Here is a 13584-nt window from a genome sequence, read left to right as displayed (position 1 = left end):
GCGACGGTGAGCCGCTGCCTGCAACCTTAATGCAGCGAACCCCAGCGTTCCACGGCGGGTTCGGCGATCGCCCATTTCCAGCGGCTTTCCTGCCGGCAGACGTTGGTCGAAAACCAGCCGCGCGCGGCATCGTCGGGCCGGGGCGCCGCCTTGCGCTCGACCACGCTGAACATCACTTCCTTGCAGCTGGCAAGCGGCGTGTCGATCACCCGGGTGACCTGGATTTCGCCCTGGTTGTTTCCATACGGAATGAAATGCCGGACCTGCCACTGGCGGATCTCGCCGGGCGCCATGCTGCCGGCCAGCGCGGCGATTTCATCCTGCTCGTCCTGCTGCAGCGAACGCAGCACGTTCTTGACCTCGGCGTCGGTGGCCGCCTTCACGCTGACCGATACCGCGATGCCGATAGCCGGGTTGCTGGTAAACGAACCGGTGGCGATGCCGGCCACCGTGCCGGCCAGTCCACCGACGGTGGAACAGCCGGCCAGCAGCATGACCGCGGCGGCCAGCAGCATCGCGCCGATGCGGCGCTGCGCAGGGTTGACGCTGCGCGCGCTCACTGCAGCGATCCCCAGCGTTCGGTGGCCGGTTCGGCCGACGCCCATTTCCAGCGTGCGCCGTCACGGCAGATCATCGCCACGTAAAACGCCTTCGGGCTTTGCGCCTTGGGCGGCTGCTCCACCGAAAACACGATTTCCCGGCAATCGAGCGCCTTGGCGCCGACCACCCGGCTGACGGTGACCTCGCCGCGGCTCGATGGCTCGATCGGAACCTGATGCGCGACATTCCAGGACGCCACCTGCCCCGGTCCCAGCGTGCCGGCAATCGCGGCGATCTGGTCCTGCTCGGCCGTATGCACGGAGCGCTGCCAGCGCTGCACGCCGGCCTGGGCCAGCGACTGCACGCCGACGCCGATGCCGGTCGCGACCGCCGCGTCGGACGTGACGCTGGACGCAACGGCCGCGCCGCCGACGCCGGCCACCGCCCCGGTGCCCTGCTGCAGGAAGGAGCTGCAGCCGCTAGCCGCCAGCAGCGCCATGCCTGCAATGGTCGCGAAGACCGTTCTTTTCGCCTGATATCGATCCATCTGCCGCCGTCCCGCCATAGTTGATCACGAACAAAATTATAACGGGGCAGCTTTGCCGGCGTTCCCCCATCCGGTCACCGACCACGATTACCGTAAATCCAGCTGCTTTGCAATTGTGAAATGTTTTGTAAAAACAACCTTTACACCGGGCAAGGTAGTAGCATCATGCTGTCGTCAAGCCAGCCAGGCCAGCCCTGCCATCCCGCAGATGGCAATCCACCAGGAGAGCGCATGGACTACACGCAACTGATGCCGGGACGTGCATTCAAGCCATTGCACAGCCTTCTGTATTACACCCAGCGCGTCATGACCCCGCGCCCGCTTCGCCGGGCAGTGGTCCGGGGCCTGGCCGGTTACCTGCGCGTGCGGCACGGCATGCCGGATCAGAAGGCGTTCGCCGGCTGGGAGCACGAGAAGACGCTGGCGGCCATGCATGCGGACGGCTATACGCTGCTCGGCCCCCTGCTGTCGCCGCAGCAGCTGGGCGACATCCGCGCCTACCTGGCCGACAGGCTGCTCGCGCCGCATGGCCGCACGCAGCCGACCTTCCCGGCACAGGCGCCGCCGCCGGGACTGCGCATGGCCGAATACAGCCTCGCCGACACGCTGGGCTGCCCGCACCTGCTGGCGCTGGCCAACAGCGCGCCGCTGGTGCGGCTGGCCGCGCGCTACATCGGCTGCAAGCCGACCATCTCGGCGATCGGCCTGCGCTGGTCGTACCCGCAGGACGGCAGCGGCGCCGGCAGCGGGCTGCAGGGCTTCCACCGCGACTGCGACGACTGGCGCTTCATCAAGGTGTTCGTCTACCTGACCGATGTCGACGAGGCCGCCGGCCCGCATGTCTACGTCCGCGGCAGCCACCAGGAGCATTGCAGCGTGCGCCTGCAGCCTTACAGCGACGACGACATCGGCAGGCGCTACGGCGCGTCCCGCATCGCCAGCATCACCGGCCAGGCCGGCGCCGGCTTCGCGGTGGACACGCACGGCATCCACAAGGGCATGGTGCCCACGCAGACGCCCCGGCTGCTGCTGCAGATCCAGTACTCGCTGCTGCCCGTCTACATGTACCGCTACGACGCGCCGCGGCGCACCGCGCAGGGCCAGCTCGACGCCTATATCAACCGGCTGTTCGTCCGCCAGTCCAAAATATGACCCTGCGGCAAACAATGACAGTCCTGCATCAGTTGTCGTAACATCCAGAAAGCTATTTTCACGCGCCGGGCAAGGCGCCTGGCGCCGTTCATGGAAAGCAAATGGATAAGCGCACTGTATCGACACTGATCAAGGGCTGCGGCTGCGTGGCCCTGGTCCTGGCAGCGGCGCTTGCGGGCAGGGATGCGCTGCGCTCCGTCACATCGATGCATGAAGCCGCGCTGCTGCAGGTGCGCACCCAGCACAACCTGAACGACGTCACCCTGACCCTGCTGAACGCCGGCCAGACCCCTGCCGACGCCCCCACCCATTCCGACCCGGCGCTGTCCAGCCTCGAACGCGACGCCAGCGCCGAACCCGCGATGCTGGCGCGGGTGCATGAACTCGAGGACCAGGTGCTGGCCTATCGCGGCGCCGGTCCCGGCGCGCGCGCCGAGCACAGCCTGCGCATCTCGGTGCTGGTCGCGGCGATACAGGCCGAAGCCGCCCGCCGCGCCGCCGACCGGCGCGCGGCATTGTCCGGCCGGATGTATGGCAGCCTGGCCGCCGCCGCGCTCGCCTGCCTGCTGCTGGGCGCATTGGCGTCCGCCTGGAACGGCGGCAGGCGCCGCGCAAGCAGCGAAGCGCTGCATGCCGGCCTGCTGCAGCAGGCGCTCGAAAGCCTGCCGTTCCCGATGTCGATCGTGGACCGGGGCGGCCAGCCGGTGATGGTCAACGCAGCCGCGCGCGAACTGTGGCATGACCAGCACGAGCAGGTGCGGGAATGGCGCCGGGCCGACCTCGAAATGCGGTCCGAGAACCGCGCGCTCTACCAGGCGCTGCAATCGGGCTACAGCCGCGGACGCGAGGCGGTGGACATCGTCGCCCAGGACGGCGCCAGCCAGCGCCTGGTCGTCACCGCCATGCCGCTGCGGGACGCGATGCACAAGGTGGCCGGCGCCTTCGCCATCTACATCGATTGCGCGCTGCCCAGCCAGTATGCCGGCCTGCAGGGCATCGCGGCCCCGCCGGAGTCGCTGCCGGCGCTGCGGCTGCCCGACGCCAGCGTCGGCGCCAGCTACGAGCCGGTGCAGCCGTCGCAGGTCTTCCTGCTGGACCAGGAAGGCGTGATCGTCGCCATCAACCAGCCGGCCATCGAGTCCAGCGGCGTGGACCGCAGCGGCGTCAGCTACCTGGCCGTGTGCGACGCGTCCGCCGCACGCGGCGTGCCCGAGGCGGCCCGCATCGCCGCCGGCATCCGCGCGGTCATGCGCGGCGACGCGTCGACGTTTTCGATGGAATACGTCTGCCAGGGCAATGACGATTTCTTCTGGTCGCGGGCGACCGTGAGCCGCATGCGCGAAAGCGCGGCCGACCATATCGTGGTGGTCCATGAAAACATCACGCAGCACAAGGCCACCGAGTCGGCGCTGCGGGAATCGGCGCTGTCGATGCGAGAGCTGGCCGAGCACCAGGAGTCGGTGCGGGAAGAGGAACGCAAGCGCATCGCGCGCGAGATCCACGACGAACTCGGGCAGCAGCTGCTGGCGCTGAAGATCGACGTCTCCATCCTGCAGGGCCAGCTGTCGCACGTGCCCGAAGCGTCGGCGCAGCTCGAAGGCATGTTGCGCAGCATGAGCAGCCTGATGCAGAGCATGCGCGCGATCATCAACGACCTGCGGCCCGCGGTGCTCGACCTCGGGCTGCATGCGGCAGTGGAATGGCAGACCAGGGAGTTCCAGCGCAAGACCGGCATTTCATGCGTGCTGATGTCGGACGGCGAAGACATCGTGCTGTCCGACGCCTGCGCGACCGCCCTCTTCCGCACCCTGCAGGAGTCGCTGACCAACGTCAGCCGCCATGCCTGCGCAAGCCATGTCGACGTGCAGCTCTATGCGACCGACGAAAGCCTGCTCATGCGCGTGTCGGACGACGGCATCGGCCGGCTCGGCCAGCAGGACAAGCCCGACGCGTTCGGCCTGCGCGGCATGCGCGAGCGCATCGGCTCGCTCGGCGGCCGGCTGACCGTCACGGCCGCGCCCGACCAGGGCGTCACCGTCACCGCGGTCATCCCGATCAAGCCCGGCCTGCAGATGGTGCAGCCCGGCTTCGACCGCCGTTCCGCCACCGACCGCCGCGCCCGCGCCCGGACTGCCTGAATCGCCTGAATCATCCGAATGGCAAGCCTGAACCTTGCGCTGCGCCAGGCCGCGCGACGAATCTGTGCGCTTGCCGGACTGGTTGAGCTTTGTCAATGAAGTGACCCCCACCCCGCATACCATCGAAGCAGACTACTGTGGAGCTCATCATGACGAGGCAAGGCTATAGCCGGCGCGACTTCATCAAGGGGGCAAGCGCGCTGATGGCGCCCTCGTTGTTCAGCCGCCCGCTACTGGCCCAGACCGGCGCGGTGCAGCGCCTGGAATGGAACACCTTCAGGACGACCAGGCATTATGCGTCGCTGGTCAACGCGATCGCCACGATGAAGGAGAACACCAATCCCGGCGACAAGCGCAGCTGGACCTACTGGGTGAATGCGCATGTCAATTTCTGCCCGCATGGCGTGCCCTACTTCCTGGCCTGGCATCGCGGCTACCTGTACTACTTCGAGCAGCAGCTGCGCGCGGTGTCGGGCAACAAGGCGCTGGTGCTGCCGTACTGGGACTACTACACCACGCCGCAGATGCCGGCCGAATTCACCAACCCGTCGCCGCTGAATCCGCTCTACGTAGCCCGCGTCAATACCAACGTGATCGATGCGCTGACGCTGGCCCCCTTCGCCGGCACCGTCATCAACATGCAGCGCGGCCTGGCGAATGCGTTCGAGACGTCGTTCGAGGGCATGCCGCACAACCCGGTGCATAACATCATCGGCAATGTCATGGCCGACATGCAGTCGCCGGCCGATCCGATCTTCTGGCTGCACCATGCGAATGTCGACCGGCTGTGGTCGGCCTGGCAGCAAGGCGGCGGCGGACGCACGACGCCGCCCCTCACCAACAGCTACTGGAACGGCAACTTCACCTATGCAAGCCGCTTGACGATGCAGCGCAACTGGACATTCGACACGCGCAGCGCGCTGCGGTACAGCTACCAGAACGAGACCATGCCGGCCTCGCTGCCGGTGGCCAGAAACGGCGCCGATATCGACAGCGACAGCGACAATGGCTTCCGGCTCGCGGCCTTCGACAGCGCCGCCCCGCAGCTCGCGCAGCTGACGCCGCGCACCGGCAGCGCCACGCCGCGGCTGCTGGCCCGGCCGGCGCTGCGCGGCTTCAGCCCGACCGCCGCCGGGCTCGTCGGCCCGGACCGGCTGTCGCTGGGCGGCGTGTCGCGCATTCCGCTCGATGAATTTTCCGTAAGCGCGCAGGTGGCCATCGACGACGCGTCCGCCGACCTGCTGCAGCGGGTGCTGACCGGCGCTCCCCGTGGCCGGGGTACGGCCTATCGTTCGGCCCGGGTCGTACTGGACAACGTCAGCATCAGCGACCCCGGACGCACCGGCGGCTATTTCTATTACCTGTACCTGAACCTGCCGTCGACCACCGACGTCGCCAGCGCCAGCGGCGCCTACCTGCTGGGCAGCATCGGACCGTTCGAGATCGCCGGCGCGATGCACAGGGTGCACATGAACATCGAGGCCGGCGGCAGCGAGCCGGGCACGGTGCGCCTGGCGTTCCCGGTGACGCTGCAGCTGGCGGACCTGCTGGTGCAGGACCCGCGCCGCCTGACCGTGTCCTTCGTGCGCGTCAGCGGCGACACGTCGCCGGGTGGCCCGGTGATACAGGTTGGCGAGGCGCGGCTGGAACTGTCCAGGGATGCGCCGGTGTAATCGCTCCGCAGAAGCGGGCAGCGCCGTCTGCGGCTGACCCGGCGCGGCCATGCCGCAGAGGGAGAGGAAGGAAGCAGCGGTCGGCGCAAGCCGGTTCGATGCGCCGGCCCGCCCTGCCTGCGCTGGCAGTTCCGGCAGTTGCCGGAGCGCCCGCCGTCAAAGCACGTAATTGGCCGTGTCCGCCTGCTGCAGCAGCGTTCCCGTCAACGTGGCCAGCGCCACATAGCCGTTCGCGCCGCCGTTGCTGTCCACGCGCACCGTCGTCGATGTGCCGGACGACATGTCGAACTGCAGGTAGCCGCCGCTGAACGCATTGCTGCCGTTGAAGCCGGTGAAGGTCAGCAGCAGGTCATGCAGGTTCAGCACGTCGGTCCCGTTTGCGCCGGACCGGCTGAAGTCGGCGATCGTGTCTCCCGCGGTTCCGCGGTCCGCAATCGCGTTGAAGTCGAACACGTCGTTGCCGAGGCCGCCTGTCAGCGCGTCGTTGCCCGCGCCGCCGGTCAGTATGTCGTTGCCTGCGCCGCCCACCAGGATGTCGTTGCCGGCATTCCCGTTCAACAGGTCGTTGCCGGCGCCGCCGGTCAGGCTGTCATTGCCGGCGCCGCCGCTCAGCGTGTACACGACGCCGCTGTCGGTCTCCGCTGCCGCATTGACGGCCAGCGTGTTGCCGCTGCCCAGCGCAAAGCCGTCGACCGATGCGGTCTGGATCCCGGTCAGCATCGCGTTGTTCATGGTCAGGCTGTAGTTGCTGCCGGCCTGCACCGCGATGCCTTCGATGCCGGTCAGCGTGGCCGCGCCCAGCGCGAGGCCGGCGCCGTAATCGCCGTTCAGGTAAAGCAGGTCGACGCCGGCGCCGCCATTGACCTGGTCGGCCGCGGTCAGCGCGCTGCCGGCATAGATGGTGTCGCGGCCGGCGCCGCCGCTGACGGCATCGTTGCCGCCGAAGCTGATGTCGAAATAGTCAGGGCCGGCGCCGCCGGTCAGGATGTCATTGCCGGCGCCGCCGGTCATCGTGTAGCTCGCGCCGGCCTCGGTCTCGGCGGCCGCATTGACGGTCAGCGTGTTGCCGGCCAGGAGCGCGGAGCCGTCTATGCTGATCGAGCTGGCGACGACGGTGCCGTCGCTGGTGGTCAGGCTGTAGCTGTTCCCCGCGGTGAGGAGGATCTCTTCCACATTCACCAGCGTGGCGGCGGCGAAGCTCACGCCGGCCGCATAGTTGCCGTCCAGGACCAGCACGTCCGGCTCGATGGTGTCATCGACCTCGGTGCCGCCGTCGATGCGGTCGGCCGCGTTGAATGCCGCGCCGGCCAGTATCGTGTCGGTGCCGCTGCCTGCGGCGACCGTGTCATTGCCGCCAGCGCCGATATCGATCAGGTCGTCGCCCACGGTGCCGGCCAGGGTGTCATTGCCCGCGGTGCCGGCGATCGCCTCGGTCACCACATCGGTCACCGTGACGGCCACGGCCTGCGTCGTGTTCAGCGTGCCGTCGCTGGTCTGCACGGTGAGGTTGTAGACATTGTTCGCGCCTGCGTCGGTCGGCGCCTCGAAGTTCGGCGCGGCGGCGAAGGCCAGCGCGCCGGTCGCGGCATTGATCGTGAATGCGGCCGCATCGCCGCCCGCCACCAGGCTGTAGGTGACCGAGGGGCTGTCGGCATCGGTCGCGGCGACCGTGCCCACCGCCGTGCCGTTCTCCGGCAGCGTGAAGGTGGCCGGCGACGTGAAGGCCGGTGCGACATCGTTGACATTGGTGACCGTCACCGCAATCGCCTGCGTCGTGTTCAGCGTGCCGTCGCTGGCCTGCACGGTGACGTTGTAGACATTGTTGGCGCCGACGTCGGCCGGCGCCTCGAAGTTGGGTGCGGCCACGAAGCTGAGCGCGCCGGTGGCCGAATTGATGCCGAAGCGTGCCGCATCCGCGCCGCCCGCCAGGCTGTAGGTCAGCGTCGGACTGTCGGCGTCGGTGGCGGCGACCGTGCCCGCCGCCGCGCCGTTCTCCGGCGCCGAAAAAGTCGCTGGCGATGTGAAGACAGGCGCCGCGCCGATACCGCCGGTGAAGCCGCCAACCACGCCGATGAAGTCGCTTGCCGTCAGTGCCATCGAACCCGCATTCTGCAGCGCGATCATCACGTCCGGCGGCGGATTGTTGTCGATGTCGGCATAGATGAAAGCCTGCGTGCCGGAATTGACATACCAGACCGCGTTGCCCGTCGGCGTAGTCCCGGCCCAGGCCAGGTCGGTTGCGCCCAGCAACGCGCTCAGGTCGATCTTGTCGCTGCCGAGCGTGAAGTCGGTGATGACATCCCATACCCGGGTCACGCTCCCGTCCGGCGGCGTCTGCCAGTTCGTGTTGGCCGGCGAATCCTGCGCGCTGGCGACGACGAAGGTGTCGCCGCCGCCATTGCCGGTGAGCGTGTCGGCGCCGCCGTTGCCCGTGAAGGTGTCATTGCCCGCCGCGCCGGCCAGCGTGTTGTCCGCCGCGTTGCCGGTCAGGGTTTCATTGAGCACGTCGGTGACCGTCACGGCCACGGCCTGGGTGGTGTTGAGCGTGCCGTCGCTGGCCTGCACGGTCAGGTTGTAGACGTTATTCGCGCCGGCATCGGTGGGTGCCTCGAAGTTCGGCGCGGCGGCGAAGGACAGTGCGCCGGTCGCGGCATTGACCGTGAAAGCGCCCGCGTCGCCGCCGGCTACCAGGCTGTAGGTCACCGTGGGACTGTCGGCGTCGGTGGCGACGACCGCGCCCACCGCCGTGCTGTTTTCCGCGATGCTGAAGGCTGCCGGCGATGTGAACACGGGTGCTGCGCCCGTAGGCGTTTCGTTGACATCGGTGACGGTCACGGCCACGGCCTGGGTTGTGTTGAGCGTGCCGTCGCTGGCCTGCACGGTCAGGTTATAGACATTGTTCGCGCCCGCATCGGTGGGTACTTCGAAGTTGGGCGCGGAGGCGAAGGCCAGCGCGCCGGTCGCGGCATTGATCGTGAAGGCAGACGCGTCCCCGCCAGCGACCAGGCTGTAGGTCAGTGCCTGGTTATCGCTGTCGGTGGCGGCGACCGTGCCCACCGCCGTGCCATTCTCCGGCACGGAGAAGGTCGCGGGCGAGGCAAACACCGGCGCTGCCTCGTTGACATTGCTTACCGTGACAGTCACCGCCTGCGTCGTGTTCAACGCGCCGTCGCTGGCCTGCACGGTGAAGTTGTAGACATTGTTGGCCCCGACGTCGGCCGGCACTTCGAAGTTGGGCGCGATCACGAAGCTGAGGACGCCGGTAGTCGGGTTGATGCTGACGCGCGACGCATCCACGCCGGCCACCACGCTGTACGTCAGCGCCGGGCTGTCGGCGTCGGTGGCGGCGACAGTGCCGATCGCCGTGCCGTTTTCCGGCATGGTCCAGTTTGCCTGCGATGTGAAGATTGGCGCGGCATTGGTCCGCACCACGACGCCTGTGAAGTCGCTTGCCGCCAGCACCGTCGTGGTGCTGATGTTCAGCAGGTCGATGCGCATCTCCGGCGTGCCCGGCAAGCCATTGGTGTCGACCAGGATAGACACCGTGGTGCCGCTCCTGCTGTACCAGACGCCGTTGGCCGTGGCGGTCAGGCCGCCCCAGGTCAGGTCGGTGGCGCCCAGCAGCGCGGTCAGGTCGATACGGTCGTCGCCCTTGGCAAAGTCGGTGATCACGTCGCCGTTGGCGCCGAAAGGGGAATCGGTCGTCGCCGTATACACCGCGGTGTCGCGGCCGCTGCCCAGCGTGATGGTGTCGCGCCCGCCGCCGCCGCGGATGACGTCATTGCCCGCGCGCCCGTTCATCGTGTCCGCGCCGGACGTGCCGACCAGGTTGTCCGCGAAGCTGGTGCCATTAACCGTCGCCATGATGTGTCTTCCGCTGGTTGAGAACGGCGCGGCGTGGGCCGGCCGGCAGGTGCAATGATGCAGGCTAGTCCATCACCGCCCGTCCGGGTCAATCTGGATCAATGCCCGTGCGGGCCTGTTCAGCGTTCGCGCAGCATTGCGTCCCTTGCGCGGACGATGGGCTTGAGGAGGTAGTGCAGCACGCTCTTCCTCCCGGTGTGGATGTCGACGGTCGCCACCATGCCCGGCATGATGGACAGGGGCCGGGCAGCGCCGGTCGGCGTGCTGCCGCGCGTGCGGACCTGGACCAGGTAGTAGCTTTCGGCGCGCTCGCCCGGCCTGTCGGGCGTCAGCGTATCGGCGCCGATCTGTTCGAGCGTCGCCGGGAAGCCGCCGTAGATCGCGAAGTCATAGGCGGAGAGCTTGACCAGCGCGTCCTGTCCGGCATGCAGGAAGGCGATGTCGGCCGGCCTGACCCTGGCCTCGACCAGCAGCGTGTCTTCATGCGGAACGATTTCCATCAGCTCCATGCCGGGCTGTATCACGCCGCCCACCGTATTGACCTTGAGCTGCTTGACCACGCCCGCCACCGGCGCCCGCACTTCGGTGCGCCGCAGCCGGTCTTCCAGCTCGGTGTTGGCCGCGGCCAGCGCGGCCTGCTCGGCCCGGGCCAGGCTCAGTTCCTTCATAGCGTCGGCGCGGAAGCGGGCCGTCGCCTCGTCGACCCGTTCGCGCGCCTCGCGCAGCGCCGCCTGCAGCCGGGGCAGCGCCAGCCGGGCGGCGTCGAGTTCGCCGCGCAGGTCGTTGGCCTGGCGCTCCAGCCGCACCGCGTCCAGCCTGGTGATGTAGCCCTGGTTCGCCATCGGCTGCACCATCTCCAGCTCGCGGGTCACCAGCGCGTGGCTTTGCTGGAGCTGCGCCTGCCTGGCCTGCTTTTCCGCCAGCTCCTGTTCGCGCTGGTCGGCCTGCTGCCGCAGCACCGCCAGGTTGGCCCGCAGCGCCTGCTGGCGTCCGGCATGCAGCGCGGCCTCCTGCTGCACCAGCGCCGGCGCGCTGCCGGCCAGCGCCGGCGGCGGCGTGAACGGCAGTCCGGCCGCTTCGGCGGACAGCCGGGCGATGCGCGCCAGCAGCGCGCGATCCTTGGCCTGACCTTCCTGCGACGCCGACGCGAAGCGCACCGGGTCCATCCGCAGCAGGGGCTGGTCCTTCTCCACCCGGTCGCCGGTCTTCACCAGCACTTCGGCGACGATGCCGCCCTCCAGGTTCTGCACCAGCTGCAGCCGCGACGACGGCACCACCTTGCCCTCGGCCACCGCGTACTCGTCGACCTGCGCCAGCGCCGCCCAGGCCACTGCCGCGAGCCAGAACAGCAGGGTCAGCCAGAACGCCCAACGGGTCGCCCGGCGCGGCCCGTGCAGCAGCATGCCGCCGACGCCCTGAAGGTAGTCGGCGTCGTTGACCGGCTCGGGCAGCGCCGCGCCCGGCGCCTGCCAGGCCGGCGGCGCGCGCATCCGGGATTCAGCGCGCGACATGGAGCTTGCCCGCGGCCAGCGCGGCCAGCACGGCCTCGCGCGGGCCGTCGGCCACCAGCCTGCCCTGGTCCAGCACCAGCACCCGCTCCACCAGCGACAGCAGCGAGCCGCGATGGGACACCAGCACCAGCGTGCGGCCTTCGATCTGCGCCGCCAGCCTTTCCTTGAACAGCTGTTCCGAACGCGCGTCCATTGCGCTGCTCGGCTCGTCGAGCAGCAGGATGGGCGGCGCCAGCAGTTCGGCCCGCGCGATCGCGATCGACTGCCGCTGGCCGCCGGACAGGCAGCAGCCGCGTTCGCCGACCTGCATGTCATAGCCTTCGGCCGACGCGGCGACGAAGTCGGCGACGCCGCCGATGGCAGCGGCCCGCAGCATCGCCTCGTCGTCGATGCCGCTTTCCCCGAGCACGATATTGTCGCGGATGCTGCCGTAGAACAGGGTCACGTCCTGCGGCACATGGCCGATCTGCCGGCGCAGCAGCGACGGGTCGAGCTGCCGCACGTCGGTGCCGTCGACCAGCACCGCGCCGGCATCCGGCGCATAGAGCGACATCACCAGCTTTTCCACGGTCGTCTTGCCCGAGCCGATGCGGCCAATGATGGCGACCCGCTCGCCGGCGGCGATGCGGAGCGAGATCCCGTGCAGCGCCTCGGCCTGCTGTCCCGGGTAGCGGAAGCGCACGTCCCGGAACTCGATCTCGCCGCGCAGCGGGCCGCGGTCGAGGAAGCGCTGCCCGGGCGCATGCTCCACCGGCAGCTGCATCACCTGCGCGGTGACATGCAGCGCATTGCGCGCCTGGTGGTAGCGCGCGAGCAGGGACGCGATCTGCGACCACGGCGCCAGCGCCCGCCCGGCCAGGATGGTGCAGGCGATCAGTGCGCCGAGCGTCATCCTGTCTTCCGCGATCGCCAGCACGCCGACCACGATGACCAGCACGTAGGCCGCCTGCTGCGCGAACTGCGCGAAGTTGATCGCGCAGGCCGACAGCAGCCGCGCATTCATGCCCAGCCGGGCGATCTGCGCTGCCAGTTCTTCCCAGCGCCGCTGCAGCATGCGCTGCGCGCCCGCCGCCTTGACCGCTTCCAGCCCGACCAGGCTTTCGACCAGCGTGGCCTGTCGCTGCGCGCCCAGCCGGCTGGTCTGCGCCACGAGCCGGGACAGCGGCATCTGCAGCAGCAGGCTGGCGCCGAGTATCACCGGGATCGTCAGCACCGGCACCCAGGCGACGCCGCCGCCGACCCAGAACATCGCGCCGATGAACAGGATGACGAACGGCAGGTCGACCAGCACCGCCATCGTGGCCGAGGTCGCGAAGTCGCGCACGCTTTCGAACTCCTGCAGATTGCTGGCAAATGCGCCGGCCGAGGCCGGCCGCGCCGCCATTCGCAGGTCGAGCACGCGCTGGAACACCTGGGCCGACAGCTGCAGGTCGATGCGCTTGCCGGCGATGTCGATGAAGTAGCCGCGCAGCATCCGCATGCCGAAGTCGAACAGCGTCACCGCGCCCATGCCGATCGCCAGCGCCCACAGCGTCGCCATCGCATGGTTGGGCACCACGCGGTCATAGACATTCATCGAGAACAGCGGCATGCACAGCGCGAACAGGTTGATCATCAGCGACGCCAGCACGACTTCGCCATACAGCGGCCACAAGGGCAGCAGCGCGTCGCGCAGCCAGTGCGCGGCCGCCGGCGGCGCGCTGGCTGCGCTGCGCTCGTCGCAGTTGACCACGGGCCGGGCCAGCAGCACGGCCCCGGCGTAGCGCAGCCGCAGCTGCTCGACCGGCATCACGGTGGCGCCCTGTTGCGGCATCAGCAGGTGCGCGCCCTCGTCGTCCCTGCCCACCAGCACGCAGGCGCTGCGCGCGTGCAGCAGCAGCACCACCGGCAGCATCGCCTGGCCGATGTCGTCGAGTTCACGCCGCGACAGCGCGCTGTCCAGGCCGATGCGGCGCGCCGCGCGCAGGAACAGCTCAGGCGTCAACAGCCCGTCTTCGAGCGGCAGCCCGCCTAACAGCGCGGCGCGGCTGGCTGCCCGGCCATGCAGGCGCGCCAGGTCCAGCAGGCACGCAAGCAGCGGGTCGGGCAGTTCTTCGGCGCGCGGCGGCAGGGGCCAGCCGGACGTCGCCTGGTTCAAGGTGTCGGCTTGCAACATGGAA

At 69.0% G+C, this 13584-nt stretch carries 8 protein-coding genes; 3 read left to right on the top strand and 5 right to left on the bottom strand.

The window, feature by feature from the left end; translation table 11 throughout:
* Positions 1–26: 26 nt before the first annotated feature.
* Together QOL82_RS23165 and QOL82_RS23160 are read right to left on the bottom strand one after the other, a co-directional pair.
* Entirely contained in the window at positions 27–560 is a 534-nt protein-coding gene (locus QOL82_RS23165; protein ID WP_283444687.1) for a hypothetical protein, read from the bottom strand.
* Entirely contained in the window at positions 557–1087 is a 531-nt protein-coding gene (locus QOL82_RS23160) for a hypothetical protein (RefSeq protein ID WP_283444686.1), read from the bottom strand. Before QOL82_RS23160 ends, QOL82_RS23165 begins: the two co-directional genes overlap by 4 nt.
* Positions 1088–1318: 231 nt before the next feature.
* On the opposite strand from QOL82_RS23160, the gene QOL82_RS23155 reads away from it, so the two are divergent.
* The 3 genes from QOL82_RS23155 (at position 1319) to QOL82_RS23145 (ending at position 6050) form a co-directional block, all read left to right on the top strand.
* Positions 1319–2239: a phytanoyl-CoA dioxygenase family protein gene (locus QOL82_RS23155; RefSeq protein WP_283444685.1), complete on the top strand. Its 921-nt coding sequence runs from the start codon at positions 1319–1321 to the stop codon at positions 2237–2239.
* Positions 2240–2340: 101 nt separating this feature from the next.
* Complete coding sequence (locus tag QOL82_RS23150) at positions 2341–4377, top strand: sensor histidine kinase (RefSeq protein WP_283444684.1); 2037 nt, start codon at positions 2341–2343, stop codon at positions 4375–4377.
* 149 nt (positions 4378–4526) lie between these two features.
* Positions 4527–6050 carry a tyrosinase family protein gene (locus tag QOL82_RS23145; protein WP_283444683.1) on the top strand — a complete coding sequence of 508 codons (1524 nt, stop codon included), beginning with the start codon at positions 4527–4529 and terminating at the stop codon, positions 6048–6050.
* Positions 6051–6206: 156 nt separating this feature from the next.
* Here the strand turns inward: QOL82_RS23145 and QOL82_RS23140 are convergent, their stop codons facing one another.
* The 3 genes from QOL82_RS23140 to QOL82_RS23130 all read right to left on the bottom strand — a co-directional run bounded on the left by QOL82_RS23140 (position 6207) and on the right by QOL82_RS23130 (position 13580).
* On the bottom strand, positions 6207–9914 hold the full coding sequence (locus QOL82_RS23140) for a beta strand repeat-containing protein (RefSeq protein ID WP_283444682.1): 3708 nt from the start codon (positions 9912–9914) through the stop codon (positions 6207–6209).
* A 119-nt stretch (positions 9915–10033) separates the two neighbouring features.
* A complete protein-coding gene (locus tag QOL82_RS23135) occupies positions 10034–11425 on the bottom strand; it encodes an HlyD family type I secretion periplasmic adaptor subunit (RefSeq protein WP_283444681.1) in 1392 nt (463 codons plus the stop codon).
* A complete protein-coding gene (locus QOL82_RS23130; RefSeq protein ID WP_430438529.1) occupies positions 11412–13580 on the bottom strand; it encodes a type I secretion system permease/ATPase in 2169 nt (722 codons plus the stop codon). The genes QOL82_RS23135 and QOL82_RS23130 overlap by 14 nt, the downstream gene beginning before the upstream one ends.
* Positions 13581–13584: the final 4 nt, after the last annotated feature.

The sequence above is a fragment of the Noviherbaspirillum suwonense genome (genome assembly GCF_900182955.1).
GTDB lineage: Bacteria > Pseudomonadota > Gammaproteobacteria > Burkholderiales > Burkholderiaceae_D > Noviherbaspirillum_A > Noviherbaspirillum_A suwonense.
The sequence above is the reverse complement of the archived record's forward strand: the minus strand, read 5'-3'. Positions and strand labels throughout refer to the sequence as shown.

What these genes read in the sequence shown, in the direction of transcription:
- QOL82_RS23160 (WP_283444686.1), bottom strand. Translation starts at nt 1,087, where the DNA reads ATGGATCGATATCAGGCGAAAAGAACGGTCTTCGCGACCATTGCAGGC.
- QOL82_RS23155 (WP_283444685.1), top strand. Translation starts at nt 1,319, where the DNA reads ATGGACTACACGCAACTGATGCCGGGACGTGCATTCAAGCCATTGCAC.
- QOL82_RS23150 (WP_283444684.1), top strand. Translation starts at nt 2,341, where the DNA reads ATGGATAAGCGCACTGTATCGACACTGATCAAGGGCTGCGGCTGCGTG.
- QOL82_RS23145 (WP_283444683.1), top strand. Translation starts at nt 4,527, where the DNA reads ATGACGAGGCAAGGCTATAGCCGGCGCGACTTCATCAAGGGGGCAAGC.
- QOL82_RS23140 (WP_283444682.1), bottom strand. Translation starts at nt 9,914, where the DNA reads ATGGCGACGGTTAATGGCACCAGCTTCGCGGACAACCTGGTCGGCACG.
- QOL82_RS23135 (WP_283444681.1), bottom strand. Translation starts at nt 11,425, where the DNA reads ATGTCGCGCGCTGAATCCCGGATGCGCGCGCCGCCGGCCTGGCAGGCG.
- QOL82_RS23130 (WP_430438529.1), bottom strand. Translation starts at nt 13,580, where the DNA reads ATGTTGCAAGCCGACACCTTGAACCAGGCGACGTCCGGCTGGCCCCTG.